Source organism: Agrobacterium sp. GD03872 (genome assembly GCF_029840625.1).
Classification (GTDB): domain Bacteria; phylum Pseudomonadota; class Alphaproteobacteria; order Rhizobiales; family Rhizobiaceae; genus Agrobacterium; species Agrobacterium fabrum_A.
In genome coordinates this window covers 257,764-277,991 of sequence record NZ_JAOCCY010000004.1, presented here as the reverse complement: position 1 = coordinate 277,991, position 20,228 = coordinate 257,764, and the positions used below count along the sequence as shown (strand labels likewise).

At 59.1% G+C, this 20,228-nt stretch carries 20 protein-coding genes; 15 read left to right on the top strand and 5 right to left on the bottom strand.

Annotation, left to right across the window (positions count from 1 at the left end; all coding sequences use genetic code 11):
* Positions 1–222: 222 nt before the first annotated feature.
* From clpS to N5D22_RS12385, 5 genes are all read left to right on the top strand, one after another.
* Complete coding sequence (gene clpS / locus N5D22_RS12405) at positions 223–579, top strand: ATP-dependent Clp protease adapter ClpS (RefSeq protein ID WP_003502541.1); 357 nt, start codon at positions 223–225, stop codon at positions 577–579.
* A gap of 10 nt (positions 580–589) precedes the next feature.
* Positions 590–3,103 carry an ATP-dependent Clp protease ATP-binding subunit ClpA gene (clpA, locus tag N5D22_RS12400; RefSeq protein WP_279655280.1) on the top strand — a complete coding sequence of 838 codons (2,514 nt, stop codon included), beginning with the start codon at positions 590–592 and terminating at the stop codon, positions 3,101–3,103.
* A gap of 166 nt (positions 3,104–3,269) precedes the next feature.
* Positions 3,270–4,028, top strand: a complete 759-nt coding sequence (locus N5D22_RS12395) for an AzlC family ABC transporter permease (protein WP_279655279.1) — start codon at positions 3,270–3,272, stop codon at positions 4,026–4,028.
* Positions 4,025–4,369, top strand: a complete 345-nt coding sequence (locus N5D22_RS12390; protein ID WP_279655278.1) for an AzlD domain-containing protein — start codon at positions 4,025–4,027, stop codon at positions 4,367–4,369. Before N5D22_RS12395 ends, N5D22_RS12390 begins: the two co-directional genes overlap by 4 nt.
* A 69-nt stretch (positions 4,370–4,438) precedes the next feature.
* Positions 4,439–5,389 carry a phosphatase PAP2 family protein gene (locus tag N5D22_RS12385; protein ID WP_279655277.1) on the top strand — a complete coding sequence of 317 codons (951 nt, stop codon included), beginning with the start codon at positions 4,439–4,441 and terminating at the stop codon, positions 5,387–5,389.
* On the opposite strand, the gene N5D22_RS12380 is transcribed toward N5D22_RS12385, so the two are convergent.
* Positions 5,368–6,252 carry a LysR family transcriptional regulator gene (locus tag N5D22_RS12380; protein WP_279655276.1) on the bottom strand — a complete coding sequence of 295 codons (885 nt, stop codon included), beginning with the start codon at positions 6,250–6,252 and terminating at the stop codon, positions 5,368–5,370. The two genes, N5D22_RS12385 and N5D22_RS12380, sit on opposite strands and share 22 nt — an antisense overlap.
* Before the next feature lie 111 nt (positions 6,253–6,363).
* Between N5D22_RS12380 and N5D22_RS12375 the strand changes: the two genes are divergently transcribed.
* On the top strand, positions 6,364–7,215 hold the full coding sequence (locus tag N5D22_RS12375) for an urea carboxylase-associated family protein (RefSeq protein WP_279655275.1): 852 nt from the start codon (positions 6,364–6,366) through the stop codon (positions 7,213–7,215).
* A 176-nt stretch (positions 7,216–7,391) separates the two neighbouring features.
* On the opposite strand, the gene N5D22_RS12370 is transcribed toward N5D22_RS12375, so the two are convergent.
* The 4 genes from N5D22_RS12370 to N5D22_RS12355 are packed head-to-tail and all read right to left on the bottom strand — an operon-like array spanning position 7,392 to position 10,243.
* On the bottom strand, positions 7,392–7,823 hold the full coding sequence (locus N5D22_RS12370; protein ID WP_279655274.1) for an HIT family protein: 432 nt from the start codon (positions 7,821–7,823) through the stop codon (positions 7,392–7,394).
* Positions 7,824–7,845: 22 nt separating this feature from the next.
* Positions 7,846–9,039 carry a GNAT family N-acetyltransferase gene (locus N5D22_RS12365; protein ID WP_279655273.1) on the bottom strand — a complete coding sequence of 398 codons (1,194 nt, stop codon included), beginning with the start codon at positions 9,037–9,039 and terminating at the stop codon, positions 7,846–7,848.
* Positions 9,036–9,776 (bottom strand): glycerophosphodiester phosphodiesterase, encoded by a 741-nt coding sequence (locus tag N5D22_RS12360; RefSeq protein ID WP_279655272.1) that lies wholly within the window; start codon positions 9,774–9,776, stop codon positions 9,036–9,038. Before N5D22_RS12360 ends, N5D22_RS12365 begins: the two co-directional genes overlap by 4 nt.
* Complete coding sequence (locus N5D22_RS12355) at positions 9,773–10,243, bottom strand: RidA family protein (RefSeq protein WP_279655271.1); 471 nt, start codon at positions 10,241–10,243, stop codon at positions 9,773–9,775. Before N5D22_RS12355 ends, N5D22_RS12360 begins: the two co-directional genes overlap by 4 nt.
* A gap of 116 nt (positions 10,244–10,359) precedes the next feature.
* On the opposite strand from N5D22_RS12355, the gene N5D22_RS12350 reads away from it, so the two are divergent.
* The 9 genes from N5D22_RS12350 to bamA all read left to right on the top strand — a co-directional run bounded on the left by N5D22_RS12350 (position 10,360) and on the right by bamA (position 20,227).
* Entirely contained in the window at positions 10,360–11,202 is an 843-nt protein-coding gene (locus tag N5D22_RS12350) for a cell envelope integrity EipB family protein (RefSeq protein ID WP_279655270.1), read from the top strand.
* Positions 11,203–11,394: 192 nt separating this feature from the next.
* Entirely contained in the window at positions 11,395–12,162 is a 768-nt protein-coding gene (gene rpsB / locus N5D22_RS12345; protein WP_003496241.1) for a 30S ribosomal protein S2, read from the top strand.
* 360 nt (positions 12,163–12,522) lie between these two features.
* Complete coding sequence (gene tsf, locus N5D22_RS12340) at positions 12,523–13,449, top strand: translation elongation factor Ts (protein WP_279655269.1); 927 nt, start codon at positions 12,523–12,525, stop codon at positions 13,447–13,449.
* 97 nt (positions 13,450–13,546) lie between these two features.
* Positions 13,547–14,269 (top strand): UMP kinase, encoded by a 723-nt coding sequence (gene pyrH, locus N5D22_RS12335; protein ID WP_065116199.1) that lies wholly within the window; start codon positions 13,547–13,549, stop codon positions 14,267–14,269.
* A gap of 63 nt (positions 14,270–14,332) precedes the next feature.
* Positions 14,333–14,890, top strand: coding sequence for a ribosome recycling factor (gene frr / locus N5D22_RS12330; protein WP_003521407.1), 558 nt, complete (start codon positions 14,333–14,335; stop codon positions 14,888–14,890).
* A 65-nt stretch (positions 14,891–14,955) separates the two neighbouring features.
* The gene (locus N5D22_RS12325; RefSeq protein WP_279655268.1) at positions 14,956–15,699 is read left to right on the top strand and encodes an isoprenyl transferase; all 744 of its coding nucleotides are present in this window, start codon (positions 14,956–14,958) and stop codon (positions 15,697–15,699) included.
* The gene (locus tag N5D22_RS12320; RefSeq protein ID WP_279655267.1) at positions 15,699–16,532 is read left to right on the top strand and encodes a phosphatidate cytidylyltransferase; all 834 of its coding nucleotides are present in this window, start codon (positions 15,699–15,701) and stop codon (positions 16,530–16,532) included. Before N5D22_RS12325 ends, N5D22_RS12320 begins: the two co-directional genes overlap by 1 nt.
* A gap of 49 nt (positions 16,533–16,581) precedes the next feature.
* On the top strand, positions 16,582–17,703 hold the full coding sequence (rseP, locus tag N5D22_RS12315; RefSeq protein ID WP_279655515.1) for an RIP metalloprotease RseP: 1,122 nt from the start codon (positions 16,582–16,584) through the stop codon (positions 17,701–17,703).
* Between the two features lie 199 nt (positions 17,704–17,902).
* Positions 17,903–20,227, top strand: coding sequence for an outer membrane protein assembly factor BamA (gene bamA, locus N5D22_RS12310; RefSeq protein ID WP_279655266.1), 2,325 nt, complete (start codon positions 17,903–17,905; stop codon positions 20,225–20,227).
* Position 20,228: the final 1 nt, after the last annotated feature.

The following is a 20,228-nucleotide window of genomic DNA, read 5'->3' as shown; positions in this document are numbered from 1 at the left end:
ACCCACATTGCGCCGTTCGCGCCTGTTTGTTCGACCTTGCGCCGCAGACGGCCTCTACATCCGGACTTTTCCCGAGGTTTGCCTCTTCGCAAACGCAATAGTGATTGCACCGTTTCGCAAGGGGCTTAAAATCGCGTCTTAACGACCTAGATATGAAGAGGCGAAGTTCTCCCTCCTGGCAAAGAACTGTCGGTTTGAGAACAGTTTGGAGAATGATGAAAGATGATCGCTAAGCCGATCTACATGCAGGGCGAGGGCGAAGGGGAAGACGGCGGCGGCACCAACCGCGGAACGTCTGTTATCACCCGCGTCAAGCCAAAGACGAAACGACCGAATTTGTACCGTGTTCTTTTACTGAATGACGACTACACTCCCATGGAATTCGTCATCCACATTCTGGAGCGTTTTTTCCAGAAGGATCGCGAAGCGGCAACCCGCATCATGCTGCACGTGCACCAGCACGGCGTGGGCGAATGCGGGGTGTTTACATATGAGGTCGCAGAGACGAAAGTAAGCCAGGTCATGGATTTCGCCCGACAGCACCAGCATCCGCTGCAATGCGTCATGGAAAAGAAATGAGGATCGCAACGTGCCAACTTTTTCCCCAAGTCTCGAGAAGGCGCTGCACCAGGCACTGACCTTTGCAAATGAGCGTCACCACGAATATGCGACGCTTGAACATCTCCTTCTGGCGCTGATTGACGACGCGGATGCCGCCGCCGTGATGGGCGCCTGCAATGTCGATCTCGATGCGCTGCGCAAGACTGTCAGCGATTACGTCGACAATGAACTGACCAACCTCGTCACCGGTTACGACGAGGATTCCAAACCCACATCCGGCTTCCAGCGGGTCATCCAGCGGGCCGTCATCCATGTTCAATCGTCCGGCCGCGAGGAAGTGACCGGTGCGAACGTGCTTGTGGCCATTTTTGCCGAGCGCGAAAGCCACGCCGCCTATTTCCTGCAGGAGCAGGAGATGACCCGTTACGACGCGGTCAACTACATCTCCCACGGCATCGGCAAGCGCCCGGGCACGTCGCAGACGCGCACGCCGCGCGGTGCCGATGAAGCGGAAAGCGAAAACAAGGCGAGCCGCAGCAATCCCGAGGAAGAGGGATCTTCCGCCAAGAAGCAGCAGGATGCGCTGAAGGCCTATTGCGTCAACCTCAACGACAAGGCGAGGAACGGCAAGATCGACCCGTTGATCGGCCGCCACGAGGAGGTCAACCGCACCATCCAGATCCTCTGCCGCCGCTCCAAGAATAACCCGCTTTATGTGGGTGATCCCGGTGTGGGCAAGACGGCCATCGCCGAAGGCCTCGCCAAGCGCATCGTCGAAGGCAAGGTGCCGGAAGCGCTCGCCAATGACACCATCTTCTCGCTCGACATGGGCACGCTGCTCGCCGGAACCCGTTATCGCGGTGATTTCGAGGAGCGTCTGAAGCAGGTCGTCAAGGAACTCGAGGAGTTTCCGGGCGCTGTTCTGTTTATCGACGAAATCCATACCGTCATCGGTGCGGGCGCCACCTCCGGCGGCGCAATGGATGCATCGAACCTCTTGAAGCCGGCCCTGTCTTCCGGCGCGATCCGCTGCATCGGCTCGACCACCTATAAGGAATATCGGCAATTCTTCGAAAAGGATCGCGCGCTCGTCCGTCGTTTCCAGAAGATCGACGTCAACGAGCCGTCCATCGATGACGCCATCGCGATCATGAAGGGCCTGAAGCCCTATTTCGAGGATTATCATCACCTGAGATATTCCAACGAGGCGATCAAGGCTGCCGTGGAACTGTCGGCCCGCTACATTTCCGACCGCAAGCTGCCGGACAAGGCGATCGACGTGATCGACGAGACCGGTGCGGCGCAGATGCTGCTGCCGGCCTCCAAGCGCCGCAAGCTGATTACCGAGCGGGAAATCGAGGCGACCATCGCGACGATGGCCCGCATTCCCCCGAAGACGGTCTCCAAGGATGACGAGATGGTTCTCGCCAATCTCGAAAAGGAACTGCGTTCCGTCGTCTATGGTCAGGATACGGCGATCGAAGCGCTTGCCACCGCCATCAAGCTGGCGCGTGCGGGCCTGCGTGAACCGAACAAGCCGATCGGCTCCTATGTCTTCTCCGGCCCCACCGGCGTCGGCAAGACGGAAGTGGCCAAGCAGCTTGCCGCCTCGCTCGGCGTCGAGATGCTGCGCTTCGACATGTCGGAATATATGGAACGCCATACCGTGTCGCGCCTGCTTGGCGCACCTCCCGGTTATGTCGGCTTCGATCAGGGCGGTCTGTTGACCGACGGCGTCGACCAGCACCCGCATTCCGTGGTGCTGCTGGACGAAATCGAAAAGGCGCATCCCGACATCTACAACATCCTGTTGCAGGTGATGGACCATGGCTCGCTGACCGACCATAACGGCAAGAAGATCGACTTCCGCAACGTCATCCTCATCATGACGACCAATGCGGGAGCATCCGAAATGGCGAAATCGGCCATCGGTTTCGGCTCTTCGCGGCGCACCGGCGAGGATGAAGAGGCGATCAACCGCCTGTTCACCCCGGAATTCCGCAACCGTCTGGATGCGATCATTCCGTTCTCGCCGCTGCCGACCGCCGTTATCCACAAGGTGGTGCAGAAGTTCGTCATGCAGCTGGAAACCCAGCTCTCCGAGCGCAACGTCACCTTCGATCTGCATGAAGATGCGATCTCTTGGCTGGCGGAGAAGGGTTACGACGAAAAGATGGGCGCCCGCCCGCTGTCGCGCGTGATCCAGGAAAACATCAAGAAGCCGCTCGCCAATGAAATCCTCTTCGGCAAGCTCAAGAAGGGCGGCGTCGTCAGCGTCACCGTCGGCAAGAAGGATGACGGCTCCGAAGGTCTGATCCTCGAGGTTCTGCCCGAGAGTGCGCCTGTGAAGCCGCAGCCGGAGGCCGAGCTGAAGGCGGCCAAATCGCCCGGCAAGGCAAAGGCCAAAGCGAAACCCGCTTCCAAGGCGGCGAAGGCCAATGAAGAGGCGGATGTCCTTGTTGCCGAGGCCGACAAGTCGGACGAGGACAACAAGCCGCGGCGCAAGACCAATGCGGTGCCGAAAGTGCCGAAGAAGAAATGATAGTGGTCTTTGACCGATAAACCGATGCCGGGCGAAAGCCCGGCATTTTCATGTATGAGGCGCGTCGCGTTTTCCCAGATAACTGCGGCGCGTTTTATTTTTATTTTATGCATGATGTTGCCCGGAGCCATGGCATTCTAGGGCGACATGCACGAATGGGTCAGCAATGCAAACTGCCGACAGCGACACCATCCCCCTGAGCGGCTGGTTTTTCCGGGGAATGCGGGGCATATTCTCGCTGCCTTCGCTCATTCTGATGACATCTTTTGTCGGTTTCAGCGCCTTCGCGCTGGAATCCGGTGTCGCACGCGGTGAAGCCGTGTTCATGACGCTTGTCATCTGGGCATTGCCGGCCAAGATGATCCTGATCGGCTCCATGGTTGGCGGCGCCAATCTCGCCGCCTGTTTTCTGGCGGTGACGCTGTCCTCGGTCCGCATGATGCCGATGGTCGCTTCCATCGTTCCCGAGATGCGCGGCGCGAAGACGCCGACATGGATATTGCTGTTCCTCTCGCATTTCGTCGCAATCACCGCCTGGGTTTTTGCCACGCAGAATCTCTCAAGGGTGCCGCGTGAAGCCCGCGCCGTCTGGTTCGCCGGTTTTGGCATCACGCTCACCGTGGTCAATGCCATCATCGTCGGCCTGTGTTACGGCCTTGTCGCCGCCTTTCCGCCGCTCGTCGCCGGCGTGCTGTTTTTTCTAACCCCGGTCTATTTCGTGGCGTCGATCTGGGCTTCGGCCCGTCATTCCGTCGTCAAGGTCGCCTTCGTCATCGGCGTCGTCGCCGGGCCGGCCTTTGCGGTCATCGCACCGGAATTCGATATTCTCTATGCCGGGATAGGCGGGGGCACGGCGGCCTATCTGATCGACCGCCTCGTCTTCCGCCGCCGGATAAAACCCGTCTCACCGGAGAGCGAACCATGATGGCCGAACATTGGTGGGCGCCCTATCTCTTCATCGCGATCGCCGGCTGGCTGGCGACCGATCTCTGGCGCTGGCTCGGTGTTCTCGCCGGCAACCGCCTGAAGGAGGATTCCGAAGCGCTGCACTGGGTGAGGGCGGTCGCCACCGCACTTGTCATGGCCGTCACCGCCAAGCTGATCGTCTTTCCAACCGGCACGCTTGAGGCCTCGCCGCTATGGCTGCGCATCGGTGCCGCCACGCTCGGTTTCATCGCTTTTCTGATGGCGGGCCAGCGTGTCATCGTCGGCGTGGCTGTGCCGGTCCTCATTCTGGCGGGCGGATTGTTCGCGCTCGGTTTTTAAGGCTGGCTTTATCCGAATGTTAAGCCGCTTGCCCTATCTTGCCGCTGTCAGAGCAGGGGCAGAAATTCCATGCGATTATTGGTGGCAGAGCGCTTTTTGTTGGGCCTTATCGCCTTATTATTCGTTGTCGATGCCATATTGATCGCCGCCAAGGGTATCCACGTCGACTACACCGGATATTTCCTGTGCGTGCTCGCTGGTGCTGGTGTTTTTACGCTCGGTCAATTCTATCGCAGAAGCGGACGTGATCTCCGCATCGCTACCGCGCTGATTTCGAGCGGGTTGTTCATCCTGTTCACGCTCGCTGCGTCGATTTTCAACTACCTGTTCCTGCCTATCGCCTTTCCGACAATCGATCATGTGCTTTTCAGGGTGGATACGGCGCTTGGTTATAGCTGGGCGGGTATCGTCGTATGGGCAGCGACCTACCCATGGATAGGAACCGTTCTGTTCCACGTTTATTCCACGTCACTCCCCCAGCTTCTACTTATCGTCCTCACGCTGGGCTTCACCGGCAGGGAACGGCTCCTCCACCATTTTCTCCTGACGGGGGTGCTGGGGGCGTCTGCAAGTATCGTCTTCTGGATATTTTTTCCGACATTCGGACCGTCGGCCTATGTTCAGCTGCCGGAATGGGTTTCCGAGGCAATTCCCCTTGCTGTCGGCAATGACTATGGTCAGGAACTGAACCGTCTTGCGACGGAGGGCGTCGGCTATCTTTCGCCCAGAAACGTGCTTGGACTCATCGGCTTTCCCTCGTTCCACATCTTCATGGCGGCCATGTCCGTCTGGTTCGTGCCGCGCCACTGGCTTGCGATGGCGGTGATCCTGCCATTGAACCTGTTGATGCTGCCAGCCGTTCTTGTGCAGGGCGGCCACCATCTCTCGGATATTTTCGGCGGTCTCGTGGCTTTTGTCATCGTCTGTATTGCCGCGGGCCGTCTGCTCCACTGGCTTTCAGCGTGGGAACGCGGGGGCGAGGCGGCTGCCATCCCCGGTCAGGTGGTCGCGGCGGAATAGCCGCGCTGGCTGTCGCGCGCCTCCGACACCAGCCAGTCCGCAAGGAGCCGGGCCGGTGCAGCTATCTCTTCGGCTTCCATCAGCCAGTAATATTTCTCCGTATCCGCCGCCCGGTCGAAAAGCACGGTCAGTTGACCGGTGGCAATCTCGTCGTGAAGCAGCGCTGTCGGGCAGAGGCCGATGCCTTGACCGGCTTTGAGAGCGGTCACGAGCAGATTGAAATCCGCGAAAACCGGACCTGCGTTATCGGGCAGGGATATTCCCTCGGCTGCGAACCAGTTCTGCCAGGCCGCCTCGGTGTCGTCATGCAGCAATTCCGCTCGTAACAGGCTGTCAACATTGTCGAAAGGACCGAATTTAGCGGCATAGCCTAGCGCGCATGTCGGCCGCGTCTCCGCGCTGAAAAGCGCTACCGCATTTTCCCCGGAGGCGATGCCATGTCCTATGGTGAGATCGGCCGGTATTGCGTGATGCGCGCCGGAATAGCTGATGGATACCTGTATATCGGGGTAAAGCGCCCGAAAGCGAGGCAGGCGGGGCGTCAGAAAATGCGCCACGACAGAGGGCAGGCTGGCGAGGCGAACGGTCATGCGGTCATGGCCCTGACGGATCCGGGCGGCGCCAGAAGCGATCTGCCGTAGGGCGGTCGAAACCGTAGTACCGAATTCTCTCCCGGCCGGGGTGAGCCTCACGCCCCTCGCATGCCGCTCGAACAACGCCACACCGAGCCAGGCCTCCAGATTGCGCACATGCTGGCTGACGGCAGTCGCCGTCATGCCGAGTTCCTGTGCGGCCAGAGAAAAACTCGTTCTTCTGGCTGCGGCTTCGAATGCGCGAAGGGTGGTGAGCGGCGGTAATTTCATGGTCCCTCAAGGGTAAGTAAGACTTGGGCTGAGCGCAAGAAGAACCCGTCTTGTCAGGCGAGCAAGCATGGCGCAATTTCGCCTCGAGATTTTGCTTACCCCGAGGATTTCATGACCCCCATGCCCGCCGCCGAACCCGTCGACGCCGCTGAACGCCGCGCCGTCCGTCCTGTTGTCGTTTATCCGAACGGTACGCTTGAGATGCCAGACCTCGCGCGTCTGGAAGAAGCCAAACAAGGCATGGAAAAGATCGATGAGGTCATCGTGCCGCCGCGTGACGGCCGCACCTTCAATGTTCCCAAGGGGCATTTCTTTCGCATCGTAAGCGTTGAAGGTCCGCAGGTCGGAGACCTCAACCTCTGGAACGCCCATGATCTGACCGAACGCTTTTTCAGCGGCAAGACCCGCGCCCTGCACGCCACGCATGTTTCGGTCGGCAACCGGCTGTGGAGCAACCTGCCGTCCCTGCGGCCGATGGCGACGATCACGCATGATACGCTATCATGGTATGGCTTTGACGAGGATGGCGGCGGTGTGCATGACGTGATCGGCACCCGCTGCGATCCCTATACCAACAAGCTCCTGAGCGGTGGCGATTACCACCATTGCTGCCATTCCAATCTGACCAATGCGCTGGCCTCCGCCAAGGGCCTGTCGTTTCGGCAGGCGGAGCCGCATGTACATGACGTCCTCAATGTCTTCATGTGCACGGGTTTCACCCGCGATACGCACCAATATTTCATGAAGGCGAGCCCGGTGCGGCCGGGTGATTATCTGGAGCTTTTTGCCGAGATCGACCTCATCGGTGCGCTTTCCGCCTGCCCGGGGGGGGATTGCAGCGCCACGCATTCGAGCGATACGGCGGCCTGTTATCCGCTGAAGGTGGAAATATTCCGGCCGGATATGGCGGTGCTTGAAGGCTGGCCTTGGCCGGAGAGGAATGCGTATCGGCCTGTCGAGTGAAAAACACCATTTTCGTTATGCCGGACTGGATCCGGCACGCGGCCACGGCGCGTCTGCGCCGTGAGAAGGCTCTTTCGCGATCAAGGACTTGATTGCACTGGACCCCGGACCAAGTCCGGGGTGACGGCGTGGAGATGTACTACGGCTTTGCAGGAGACGCACCTGCCAGGCAAACATCACGAAGCAAGCGCCGCCCTTATCTTTTCCGCATGGGCCTTCAATACGTCGCCATCGGCCATCACGCCGGAATGCGGCTTCAGCGGCTCGCCTTCCTTGCGCGGAATGACGTGGAAATGCAGATGGAAAACGGTCTGGCCAGCCGCCGGTTCGTTGAACTGAGCGATGAAGACGCCATCGGCATCGAAGGCTTCCTTGGCCGCCACGGCCAGTTTCTGCACCACGGGAATGGTCTTCGCCAGCACGTCCGGGTCCGCATCGAGCAGGTTGCGGGAGCCGGTCTTGGGAACCACGAGCAGATGGCCGGGGGCCTGCGGCATCACATCCATGAAAGCAAGCGTATGCTCGTCTTCGTAAAGCTTGTGGCTTGGAATTTCGCCGCGCAGGATTTTTGCGAAGATATTGTTGTCGTCATAGGCGCTGGCCGTCATCGTGATCTCTCCTCATGGCGGACTATACGTCCGGTTCCTGTCTCTCGCCCTTGCGGAAGGGCGTGTGTTCATCAAGATAATCGCCGATATGCTCGACTTCCTCGCGCTCGCGCTGAAGATAATCGGCAATGGCGCGGCGCAGGCCCGGATGGACGATGAAATGCGCCGAATGGGTAGTGACCGGCATGTAACCGCGCGCCAGCTTGTGTTCGCCCTGGGCGCCGGCTTCCACCCGTTTCAATCCCTTGGAGAGGGCGAAATCGATCGCCTGATGATAACAGACCTCGAAATGCAGAAAGGGATGATCCTCGATGCAGCCCCAGTGGCGGCCATAAAGTGCATCCGAGCCGATGAAATTGATCGCGCCGGCAATATAACGCCCCTCGCGTTTCGCCATCACCAGCAGCACATCATCGGCCATGCGCTCGCCGATCAGCGAGTAGAACTTCCGCGTCAAATAGGGGCGGCCCCATTTGCGGCTGCCGGTATCCATGTAGAAGGCGAAGAACTGGTCCCAGATATCCTCGGTCAGATCGCTGCCGGTCAGCCAGTCGATCTCGATGCCGTTTTCCAGCGCCGCGCGGCGTTCTTTCTTCAGCCCCTTGCGCTTGCGTGAGGAAAGCGCGTCGAGAAAATCATCGTGGTCACGATAACCGTCATTGATGAAGTGGAACTGCTGGTCGGTCCGGTGCAGGAAATCGCGGGGCAGAAGGGCGGAGAGATCGTCCTCTTCCAGAAATGTGACATGTGCCGACGAGACGCCGATCTTTTCCGTCACCTGCGCGAGACCGGAGGCCAGGAGTGTTTTGAAACGTGTCTCGTCCTCGTCTTCGCAGACGAGCAACCGCGGTCCGGTTGCCGGCGTGAAAGGGACCGAACATTGCAGTTTCGGATAATAATGACCGCCGGCCCGTTCGAAGGCATCCGCCCAGCCGTGGTCAAAAACATATTCACCCTGGCTGTGATTCTTCAGATAGGCCGGCACCGCGCCGACGAGAGTTCCGGAGGCGTTTTCGAGAAGCAGATGGTGCCCGAGCCAGCCGGTTTTGGCTGTCGCCGACCCGGACTCTTCCATGGATGATAAAAATTCATGGGAAATGAATGGATTATAGATTTTTCCTGATGTATTGCGCGAGGCTCCGGAAAGCCGTTTCCAGCTTTCCGGGTCGATATCCGCGAAGGATTGCGCAATACTGATGGAATAGTCTTCAGTCATGCCGTGGCGGGTGGGTTCTCTCTCGGGTCGAAACCTTCGAATGTCATCTGGTCCGCATATTTATAGGTAGTCTCGCGCGCATTTTCATCCCTGACCGTCCAGGTAATCACCGGAAGCCCGAGTTTTCTTTGCGCCTCGATGAAGCTGTTGGGCAGATGACCCCAATGATAGGAGATGAAATCAAGCCCGAGCTGCATCGCTTCGTCATGTTTGAAGAAGTCTTCCGGCTTGTCGCCTTCGGCCGTGAGACCGAGCGGCCAGGGCGAACCCGCAGCCTTCAGATCCCTAAGCAGGTGATGGTCGAAGCTCATCAGCGCCACGTGACCCTTGTAACCCTCGAGGTCTTCCAGCACCGCCTCGGCAAAACCGTCGTCGACGCCTTCGCCGGAGCGGCCTTTCAGCTCGATGACCAGTGGCACCTTGCCGGCGCAGAGCGCCAGAAGCTGCTTGAGGGTAGGGACCCGGTCACCGGTCTGGCCGACCGCAAGCAGCAACAGCTCGGCCGACGTACGTTCGCGCACATCGCCCTTGATGCCGGTCAGGCGGGCCATGTCGTCGTCGTGAAAGATCACCGGTACGCTGTCGGCCGCCAGTTGCACGTCGCATTCGATGGCGAAACCGGCCTCGATGGCGCGTGAAAAGGCGGAAAGCGTGTTTTCCCAGACCGCCTTGTTGAGATCATGATAACCGCGATGGGCGACGGGCTGGGCCGTCAGCCAGGAAAGCTTGAGTGTCATACGTCGATTTCCACGATGGCGTCGATTTCGACTGATGCATTGAAGGGCAGGCAGGCCATGCCGACAGCGGCACGGGCATGTTTGCCAGGCTCACCGAGAACATTGGCAATGAGATTGGAGGCGCCGTTGATGACGAGGTGCTGTTCCACGAACTCCGGAACCGACGCAACAAAGCCGTTCAGCTTGATAACGCGGCGGATTTTCGAGAGGTCGCCGTTCAAAGCGGCCTTGACCTGTGCGAGAATGTTGACGGCGCACAATTCGGCGGCGCGCTGGGCGCCCGCAACGTCGACATCGCGGCCAACAAGGCCGGTCACCGCAATCTTGCCCGATTCCATCGGCAGTTGACCCGATACATAAAGCAGATTGCCGCTGATGGTGAACGGAACGTAGTTTGCGGCTGGTGCTGCCGCGACAGGAAGCGTAAACCCAAGTTCCTTGAGGCGGCCTTCGATGACGTCCGACATTTTCGTCTCCGGTTTTGTTGTAAATCCTTCAAGAATCCGGCATTCAGAAGATGTTGATCCAAAAGCCGGGCGGTTGCTTGTACAATATGAGCGGCGAGTCCAACAGGAGATATTGCATGTTTGTCAGGACGCTTGGTTTCGTTGCCGCAACAGGGCTTATGACCGGCCTGTCAAACGCTGCCAATGCCTTGCCGGTCGCGGTTCCGGATCTCATTGCGCATCGCGCCGTCTACGACCTCGAACTCAAGGACGCGTCCGATCGCTCCGGCATCGAGGGCATGACGGGCCGCATGGTCTATGAATTCACGGGCTCGGCCTGTCAGGGCTACAAGACGGATTTCCGTTTCGTGACGCAGATCAACACCGGCGATGCCGTGCGCATGACCGACCAGCAGACCACGACTTTCGAGGATATGGCGGCCAAGAAATTCACCTTCGAGACCAAGTCCTACACCGACGACAAGCTGGACAAGGAAGTGCAGGGGGCCGCAACCGACAGCACCGATGGCGTCAAGGTCGATCTGACCCGCCCGGATGCCCGTCAGGTCAGTCTCGTGGCCAGCGAATTCCCGACAGAGCACATGTTCCAGGTCATCGAACATGCGAAACAGGGAAAGCGCATCTTCGAATCGCGGATATTCGACGGTTCTGACGATGGCGATGAGAGCCTGATCACGTCCACGCTGGTCGGCAAGTCGCAGATGCCGAAGGATGGCGATGCCGAAGCCGGCAAGGTGGGGGAATTCGCCAAGGCCGCCTTCTGGCCGGTGACCATCGCTTATTACAATGACAAGACCGGCACCGACGCCCTGCCGATCTATCGCATGTCGTTCAAGCTTTATGAAAACGGAATCACCCGCGATCTGACGATGGATTACGGCGATTTCGTCCTGACGGGAAAGCTTGCGAAGCTCGATATTCTCAAGCCCGAGACCTGCGAAAACAAGCCTGTCCGCTGAAACGCGGCTGTTTCTGCGGTTTTTTCGCATAAATGCTTGCATTTTCATGCGGGCGACTGTATGCGGCTCACCATTCCACACGCGAAGCTTGGGATGTTCCGGGAGAAATCCGGTCCGTTCCGCCCGGTGGTGTCGATGAAAATCGGCGCTGTTCGCTTCGCGGGGGTTAAACCGGAAAAGGAGTAACAAGGCATGGCATTGCCCGATTTTTCTATGCGCCAGCTTCTGGAAGCTGGTGTTCACTTCGGCCACCAGACGCACCGCTGGAACCCGAAGATGAAGCCGTACATCTTCGGCGACCGTAACAACATCCACATCATCGACCTGGCTCAGACCGTTCCGATGCTGTCGCGCGCCCTTCAGGTCGTGTCCGACACCGTTGCCCGTGGCGGCCGCGTTCTGTTCGTCGGCACCAAGCGCCAGGCGTCCGAAATCATCGCCGACAGCGCAAAGCGTTCGGCCCAGTACTACGTCAACTCCCGCTGGCTCGGCGGCATGATGACCAACTGGAAGACCATCTCCAACTCGATCCAGCGCCTGCGCAAGGTCGACGAGATCCTGAACTCGGAAGCTTCGGGCTACTCCAAGAAGGAACGCCTGAACCTCGAGCGCGAGCGCGAAAAGCTTGAAAAGGCTCTCGGCGGTATCCGCGATATGGGCGGCGTTCCGGACCTGATGTTCATCATCGACACCAACAAGGAAAAGATCGCGATCGAAGAAGCCAAGCGTCTTGGCATTCCGGTCGTTGCGATCATCGACAGCAACTGCGACCCGGACCACATCGACTACCCGATCCCGGGTAACGACGATGCTTCGCGCGCCATCTCGCTTTATTGCGACCTGATCGCCCGCGCTGCCATCGACGGTATCGCCCGTCAGCAGGGTGCTTCCGGCCGCGACATCGGCGCTTCCGAAGAAGCTCCGATCGAGCCCGCTCTCGAAGACGAGGCTGGCGCCTGATTTAGGCCCTGTCTGGCGGCGATTTCTTGATCGCCGTCTCCTCGACCAGGATATGACAAGGCCGTCAAAGACCTTCAATGGGTTGACGGCCTTGTTCGTTTCAAACGCTCCGCTGCGTTTTTAGGAAATCGCCGGCGTCCGATGTGGTTGAAACACAAGGCAGTCTTCATAACGCTGTCACACTAGAGCGGCACCCATCATTCCGATGTATGGCGACGCCGCAGCACTTGGGAATGCGCATGCCCCTTTCCTGAAATCCTCTCCGGTTTCAAAGGGTGTGCGGCCGGGTACAGTCATCACCCAGAACTTCGGCACGGCAAATTCCGCCGGCTGACCGATCGAACCGATAAGAGGCAAACAATGACCGAAATCACAGCCGCAATGGTGAAGGAACTGCGCGAGAAGTCTGGCGCAGGCATGATGGACTGCAAGAAGGCTCTTGCTGAGACCAATGGCGACATGGAAGCGGCGATCGACTGGCTGCGCGCCAAGGGCATCGCAAAGGCCGACAAGAAGTCCGGCCGCACGGCTGCCGAAGGTCTGGTCGGCGTTGCCACCATGGGTCACAAGGCTGTCGTTGTTGAGCTGAACTCCGAAACCGACTTCGTTGCCCGCAACGATGCGTTCCAGGACCTCATCCGCGGTATCGCCCAGGTCGCCCTCTCCACCGACGGTACCGTTGACGCTGTTTCCGCTGCCACCTATCCGGCAACCGGCAAGTCCGTTGCCGACAGCATCAAGGACGCGATTGCCACCATCGGCGAAAACATGACGCTCCGCCGCTCTGCTGCACTCGAAGTGCCGCACGGCGTTGTTGCGACCTACATCCACAACGCTGCCGGTGACGGCGTCGGCAAGCTCGGCGTTCTCGTTGCGCTGAAGTCGGAAGGCGACAAGGCCGTTCTGAACTCCATCGGCCGCCAGGTCGCCATGCACATTGCTGCGACCAACCCGCTCGCCATTCGCGCTGAAGAAGTCGACGCCGCCGTTGCAGAGCGCGAGCGTAACGTCTTCATCGAACAGGCCCGCGAATCCGGCAAGCCGGAAGCCATCATCGAAAAGATGGTCGATGGCCGCATGCGCAAGTTCTTCGAAGAAGTCGCCCTTCTGTCGCAGGCGTTCGTCATCAACCCCGACATCACTGTCGGCGCTGCCGTCAAGGACGCCGAAAAGGAAGCCGGCGCTTCCATCGAAGTGACCGGCATGGTTCGCCTGCTGCTCGGCGATGGCGTCGAGAAGGAAGAAAGCGATTTCGCAGCCGAAGTCGCAGCCGTCGCCAAGGGCTGATTATATTTACCCAATCTTGGGAAAACGGGAGGGCATCGCGTGACAACGCGGTGCCCTTCGTGTATCCGCGTTTCGGTTACATTTCCGAGGAGTCATGATGTCTTCCAAGCCGATCTACAAACGCGTTCTTCTCAAGGCTTCCGGCGAAGCCCTCATGGGCGATCAGGGTTTCGGTATCGATGTGGCGGTGGCCGACCGTATTGCCTCCGATATTGCCGAGGCGAGGGCGATGGGCGTTGAAGTCGGCGTTGTCGTCGGCGGCGGCAATATTTTCCGCGGCGTGGCCGTGGCGTCGAAGGGCGGAGACCGGGTTACCGGCGACCATATGGGCATGCTGGCGACCGTCATCAACGCGCTGGCTCTTGCCACCTCGCTCCGCAAGCTCAACATCGACACCGTCGTTCTCTCGGCAATCGCCATGCCTGAAATCTGTGAGAGCTTCTCCCAGCGCGCCGCCCTTCACCATCTGGCCCAGGGCCGCGTGGTGATCTTTGCCGGCGGTACGGGCAATCCGTTCTTCACCACCGATTCCGCTGCAGCGCTTCGCGCCGCCGAAATGGGCGCCGAGGCGATCTTCAAGGGCACCCAGGTGGACGGCATCTATTCGGCCGATCCGAAGAAGGATCCGACGGCCACCCGTTTCGACGAATTGACCCACAGCGAAGTGCTCGGCAAGGGATTGGCGGTCATGGATATCGCCGCCGTTGCGCTTGCCCGCGAAAACCACATTCCGATCATTGTTTTCTCGATCCACGAGAAGGGCGGTTTTGCGCAGATATTGACCGGCGGCGGCCGCAAGACCATCGTGCACGACAAATAATCAAAACGATGCCGCCTCAAGGGGCGATTACGGCCGGCTTGGCCGACAAGATGGAGTATCAAGATGAGTGGTGTTGACCTCAACGATATCAAGCGCCGTATGGACGGCGCCATCAATGCATTCAAGAGCGATATCGCATCGCTTCGCACCGGCCGCGCCTCGGCCAATATTCTCGATCCGGTCACCATCGAAGCCTATGGCTCGCGCGTGCCGCTGAACCAGGTCGCGAATATCACCGTTCCGGAGCCGCGCATGCTCGGCGTCAACATCTGGGACAAGTCGATGGTCAACGCCGTCGACCGCGCGATCCGCGAATCCAATCTCGGCCTCAACCCCATCGTCGACGGCCAGAACCTGCGTATCCCGCTACCTGAACTCAACGAGGAGCGCCGCAAATCGCTCGTCAAGGTCGCCCATGATTATGCCGAAAAGTCCAAGGTGGCGATTCGCCACGTGCGTCGCGATGGCATGGATGGTCTGAAAAAAGCCGAAAAGGACGGTGACATCGGTCAGGACGAAAGCCGTGGACAGTCGGAAAAGGTGCAGAAAATGACCGATGACACGATTTCGGAAATTGACCGCTTGCTTGCCGAGAAGGAAAAGGAAATCATGCAGGTCTGATATCGCTTGCGATAGGTCTGTATTTTATCCGTTTTAATTCCGCGCTGCCCTGTTACTGGATCGATATGCCGACGACGACACGTTCCTCCATACCCGAGCACGTCGCCATCATCATGGATGGCAATGGCCGCTGGGCAAAGCAGCGCGGTCTTCCCCGCGTGATGGGGCATCGCCGCGGAGTGGAGGCCGTGCGCGAAACTGTGCGCGCGGCTGGCGAATGCGGAATCCGTTATCTCACCCTGTTTGCCTTCTCGTCGGAAAACTGGCGCAGGCCGGAATCCGAGGTGAGCGATCTGATGGGGCTCTTGAAGGCCTTCATCCGGCGTGATCTCGCGGAACTGCATCGCGAAAATGTCCGTGTGCGGATCATTGGCGACCGGCAGGGCCTGAAGCACGACATACGCTCTCTTCTCGAAGAGGCGGAGCAGATGACGGCTGGCAACACCAAGCTCACGCTGGTGATCGCCTTCAATTATGGCAGCCGCGACGAGATCGCCCGCGCGACGGTGGCGATTGCCCGCGATGTTGCCGAAGGTCGGCTGGATGCCGAATCGATCACGCCGGAGATGATTTCGGCGAGGCTCGATACCTCCGGAATTCCGGACCCGGATCTCATCATCCGCACCAGCGGCGAAGAACGCCTGTCGAACTTCCTGCTCTGGCAGGCGGCTTATTCCGAATTCCTGTTCGTTCCCGAATATTGGCCGGATTTCGACCGTCAGCGATTCTTTTCCGCAATCGAGCAATATGCAACGCGTGACCGCCGCTTCGGCGCACTCACCGAGCAGGTTGCCGTGGCAGGCGCCTGATGGGCCGTGAACTCAGACTGCGGATCGTGTCCGCAATCGTCATGGCTGCGGTCATTCTGGCCGCAACCTGGTATGGCGGCATTCTGTTCCGCATCGTCGCGGGCCTCCTGGCGATCCTCATCTATTATGAATGGTCGACGGTTACCCGGCTCTCGGAAACCAATTCCACCGGCAATGCCTGGGGCTGGTTTGCGGTCGCCGTCATCGCCGGCAACACGATTTTCGGCGAACCCTCGCTCGATCTGCCGCTTTTATCCGGATTCACACTGACCGCGGCGCTGTTTCCGATCTTGCGCGGTAAAAACTGGTGGCTGGTGGGCGGCATTTTTTATGCGGGCCTGAGCGGCATATCGCTGGCGGCCATCCGCGGCGACGAGCTGACGGGCTTCGTGTCCATCCTGTTTATTTTCGCCGTCGTCTGGTCGACGGATATCCTCGCTTATTTTGTCGGGCGCGCCATCGGCGGGCCGAAGCTTGCGCCTTCGATTTCGCCCGGCAAGACCTGGTCGGGGGCCATCGGCGGGGCTGTGGCGGCCATGATCGGCGGCGCGGCCGTATCCATGGCCTATCACGGCAGAATCAGCCTGCTGGTGCTGGGGCTCGCGCTCATCCTTTCGGTATTCAGCCAGATCGGCGATCTTTTCGAATCCTTCGTCAAACGGCGTTTCCAGGTCAAGGATTCCAGCCACCTCATTCCGGGCCATGGCGGCTTCATGGACCGTGTTGACGGTCTTGTTTTTGCCTGCTTTACGGTATTCCTCATTGCTTTCGTGCATGCGGCGGCAACCGGCGACGTGCCCGGATCGGGCGGTGGTCTGTTGCCCGGGTTCTAGGCGGCGCGAAAGGTCACGACATAAAGGGCAGATTGTCATGAACACAGTAATGGCGGCGACCGGCTTTCTGACCGGCTATATCGTGCCTTTCATCCTGGTGCTGTCCCTGCTCGTTTTTGTCCATGAAATGGGCCATTATCTGGTCGGCCGCTGGTGCGGCATCCGTTCCACGGCATTCTCAATCGGCTTCGGCCCCGAGCTGATCGGTTTTACCGACAAGCGTGGTACGAGATGGAAGATTTCGGCCATACCGCTCGGCGGCTACGTCAAGTTCTTCGGCGACGAAGATGCGGCGAGCAAGCCGGATAGTTCCGGGCTGTCGCATATGTCGCTGGAGGAGAGGGCGCAGACGCTTTCCGGCGCGAAACTGTGGAAAAGGGCGGCAACGGTTGCCGCCGGACCGATTGCGAATTTCATTCTCGCCATTCTCATCTTCGCGGTGCTCTTCGGCATCTATGGCCGGATGATCGCCGATCCGGTCGTGGCGGAAGTCCGTGAAAACAGCGCGGCGGCTGCCGCGGGCGTGCAGCCCGGCGACCGGCTGGTGGCCATCGATGGCGAAAAAGTGATGACCTTCGAGGATGTCCGCCGTTATGTCGGCATCCGGCCGGGCACGCCGATCACCGTAACCGTCGAAAGGGCAGGCGAGGAGCTGAAGCTGCCGATGGTCCCGACCCGCACGGAAACCACCGATCAGTTCGGCAACAAGCTGGAAATGGGCATTATCGGCATCGTCACCGATCAGACGAGCGGCAATTTCCGGCACATCGAATATTCGCCTTCCGCGGCGCTGATGGAAGGCGTGCGCGAAACCGGCCACGTCATCACCGGCACCTTCAATTATATCGGGAATCTCGTCACCGGCCGCATGAATGCCGATCAGCTGGGTGGCCCGGTGCGGGTGGCGCAGGCCTCCGGCCAGATGGCGACACTCGGCATTTCCGCCGTTATCCAGCTCGCCGCAGTCCTTTCCGTCTCCATCGGTCTTTTGAACCTGATGCCTGTCCCGGTTCTGGACGGCGGACACCTGGTGTTTTACGCCATTGAGGCCATTCGCGGCAGGCCGCTCGGCGCAGGCGCGCAGGAAGTTGCGTTCCGTATCGGCATGATGATGATTTTGGGTCTTATGGTTTTTGCAACATGGAATGATATCAGCAGCTTGATTGGCTGAGGATTGTGTTTTAACGGTTTTGTTAGTGGCTTGTTTACCTTGTTTTTATGCCGAAGTGGCGAATGAGCCACTCTGAAGCACGAAGTAAACAGAATTTAACGTTCGCGCTTGCTTGTAGGGGAAAAGCAGGTAAAACGACGCACATGGCCGGAGTCGGGTTCCGCCCGCTGAGGGACAACGTAAAAAGGTAAGAATTGAAATGAAGGCTGGTTCAAGATTTTTGAACGCTGTGTCGGCGGTTGCTCTGTCTGCCGGTGTTTCTTCGGTTGCGGGCCTTGGCGTGCTTGCCTCTGCTGGCGTTGCAAATGCAGCCGTCATCAGCAGGATCGATGTTCGCGGGGCCGACCGGTCCGGTGCGGACTCCGTGCGTTCCAACATCACCATTGCGCCGGGTAAGAACTTTTCCAATTCGGACATCGATGAATCGGTGAAGCGTCTTTACGCCACCGGTTACTTTTCCAATGTCTCCATGCGCGTTTCCGGCAGCACGCTGGTCGTGACGGTGAATGAAAACCAGCTCGTCAACCAGGTAGTCTTCAACGGCAACCGCAAGATCAAGGACGACAAGCTTGCCGGCGTCGTGCAGACCCAGTCGATGGGCCCGTTCAATCAGGCGATCGTCACGGCTGATATTGCCCGCATCAAGGAAGCTTATGCCGCAATCGGCCGTAGCGACGTTGAAGTCACCACGCAGACCGTTTCCGTCGGCCAGGGCCGCGTAAACATCGCTTTCGTCATCAATGAAGGCGAGCGCACGAAGATCGGCCGTATCGATTTCGTTGGCAACAATGCCTACAGCGATGGCCGTCTGGCCGCCGTCATCAATACCAAGAAGTCCAACATGCTGTCGTTCCTGACACGCAAGGACGTCTATAACGAGGACAAGCTGCGCGCCGACGAAGAGGCGCTGCGCCAGTTCTACTACAACCGCGGTTACGCCGACTTCCGGGTCGTGTCCTCCGAGGCTGTGCTGGACGAGTCCAAGAACGAATACACCATCTCCATCACGGTCGATGAAGGTCAGCGTTACAACTTCGGCAACGTCGCGGTCGAATCGACCGTTCCGGGTGTTGACGGTTCGGAACTTCAGGGCCTTGTTGAAACCCGTCAGGGTGGCAGCTATAGCGCCAAGGAAGTTCAGCAGAGCATGGAAGCGATTTCCAAGCGCGTTGCCGGCGAAGGTTATCCCTTTGCCCGCGTAACGCCGCGCGGCGACCGTGACATGGCTGGCAACACCATCGGCGTGACCTATATCGTCGACCAGGGCGAGCGCGCTTATGTCGAGCGTATCGAAATCCGCGGCAACACCCGTACGCGTGACTATGTCATTCGCCGCGAATTCGATATTTCCGAAGGCGATGCATTCAACCAGACGGTCATCACGGCTGCAAAGCGCCGTCTTGAAGCGCTCGGTTACTTCTCCAAGGTCAATATCTCGACCGCCGGCGGCAGCGCGCCTGACCGCGTCGTCATCGTTGTCGACGTAGAAGACCAGTCGACGGGTTCGTTCGGTATCGGTGCGGGTTACTCGCAGAACGACGGCGTGCTGCTCGAAGCCTCCATCGAAGAAAAGAACTTCCTCGGTCGCGGCCAGTATATCCGTCTCGCCGCCGGTGCGGGTGAAGATGACGCGCGTACCTATACGCTGTCCTTCACCGAGCCTTATTTCCTCGGTTACCGCCTCGCGGCAGGTTTCGACCTGTTCAAGAGCCAGAGCCGCAGCGAAGATTATTATGACTACGACGAGCAGGGCTTCTCGCTGCGCGTGACCGCGCCGATCACCGAAGATCTCTCGACGACGTTCAAGTACACCTACAAGCAGATCAATTACGATGGTGAGGGTGACTGGGAGAGCGGCAGCAATCTTGCCGAGCCTTACAAGGACCTGATCCGTGGCGGTGACTGGACGCAGTCCATCATCTCCAACACGCTGAACTACAATACGCTCGATGACCGCAACATGCCGCGCGAAGGTTGGCAGGCTGCCCTGACGAACGAATTTGCAGGTCTCGGCGGCGATTCCGAATATTACAAGATCTACGCCAAGGCACGTTTCTTCTACACGCTGTCTGACGAATACGATGTCATCGGCTCGATCACCGGCCAGGCGGGTCACGTCATGCCGACGGGCGACAATCTTCTGGTCTTCGATCAGTTCAAGTTCGGCGGCCGTCAGGTTCGCGGCTTCAAGAACGATGGTATCGGTCCGCGCATCGGTTCCGACTCCATCGGCGGCACGACCTACTTCGCCGCTTCTGCCGAAGTCACGGCGCCGATGCCCGGCGTTCCCGAAGATTTCGGCCTGCGTCTGGCTGGCTTCGTCGATGCCGGTACGCTGTATGGCAACAAGGTCGCCAACAGTGCAGGTGTGAAGGACGACAACTCCATCCGCGCATCCGCCGGTATCGGTGTGATGTGGGCGTCGCCCTTCGGTCCGATCCGCGTCGACTACGCCGTGCCGATCGCCAAGGAAGACTACGACGAGGAACAGCGTTTCCGGTTTGGCATGTCCAACACTTTCTGAT

Excerpts from the sequence above, each read along its gene's own strand:
- clpS (WP_003502541.1), top strand. The coding sequence starts at position 223 with ATGATCGCTAAGCCGATCTACATGCAGGGCGAGGGCGAAGGGGAAGAC.
- bamA (WP_279655266.1), top strand. The coding sequence starts at position 17,903 with ATGAAGGCTGGTTCAAGATTTTTGAACGCTGTGTCGGCGGTTGCTCTG.
- tsf (WP_279655269.1), top strand. The coding sequence starts at position 12,523 with ATGACCGAAATCACAGCCGCAATGGTGAAGGAACTGCGCGAGAAGTCT.
- frr (WP_003521407.1), top strand. The coding sequence starts at position 14,333 with ATGAGTGGTGTTGACCTCAACGATATCAAGCGCCGTATGGACGGCGCC.
- N5D22_RS12385 (WP_279655277.1), top strand. The coding sequence starts at position 4,439 with ATGCGATTATTGGTGGCAGAGCGCTTTTTGTTGGGCCTTATCGCCTTA.
- N5D22_RS12375 (WP_279655275.1), top strand. The coding sequence starts at position 6,364 with ATGACCCCCATGCCCGCCGCCGAACCCGTCGACGCCGCTGAACGCCGC.
- N5D22_RS12370 (WP_279655274.1), bottom strand. The coding sequence starts at position 7,823 with ATGACGGCCAGCGCCTATGACGACAACAATATCTTCGCAAAAATCCTG.
- N5D22_RS12350 (WP_279655270.1), top strand. The coding sequence starts at position 10,360 with ATGTTTGTCAGGACGCTTGGTTTCGTTGCCGCAACAGGGCTTATGACC.
- N5D22_RS12360 (WP_279655272.1), bottom strand. The coding sequence starts at position 9,776 with ATGACACTCAAGCTTTCCTGGCTGACGGCCCAGCCCGTCGCCCATCGC.
- N5D22_RS12395 (WP_279655279.1), top strand. The coding sequence starts at position 3,270 with ATGCAAACTGCCGACAGCGACACCATCCCCCTGAGCGGCTGGTTTTTC.
- N5D22_RS12380 (WP_279655276.1), bottom strand. The coding sequence starts at position 6,252 with ATGAAATTACCGCCGCTCACCACCCTTCGCGCATTCGAAGCCGCAGCC.
- N5D22_RS12365 (WP_279655273.1), bottom strand. The coding sequence starts at position 9,039 with ATGACTGAAGACTATTCCATCAGTATTGCGCAATCCTTCGCGGATATC.
- pyrH (WP_065116199.1), top strand. The coding sequence starts at position 13,547 with ATGTCTTCCAAGCCGATCTACAAACGCGTTCTTCTCAAGGCTTCCGGC.
- N5D22_RS12325 (WP_279655268.1), top strand. The coding sequence starts at position 14,956 with ATGCCGACGACGACACGTTCCTCCATACCCGAGCACGTCGCCATCATC.
- N5D22_RS12390 (WP_279655278.1), top strand. The coding sequence starts at position 4,025 with ATGATGGCCGAACATTGGTGGGCGCCCTATCTCTTCATCGCGATCGCC.
- rseP (WP_279655515.1), top strand. The coding sequence starts at position 16,582 with ATGGCGGCGACCGGCTTTCTGACCGGCTATATCGTGCCTTTCATCCTG.
- rpsB (WP_003496241.1), top strand. The coding sequence starts at position 11,395 with ATGGCATTGCCCGATTTTTCTATGCGCCAGCTTCTGGAAGCTGGTGTT.
- N5D22_RS12320 (WP_279655267.1), top strand. The coding sequence starts at position 15,699 with ATGGGCCGTGAACTCAGACTGCGGATCGTGTCCGCAATCGTCATGGCT.
- N5D22_RS12355 (WP_279655271.1), bottom strand. The coding sequence starts at position 10,243 with ATGTCGGACGTCATCGAAGGCCGCCTCAAGGAACTTGGGTTTACGCTT.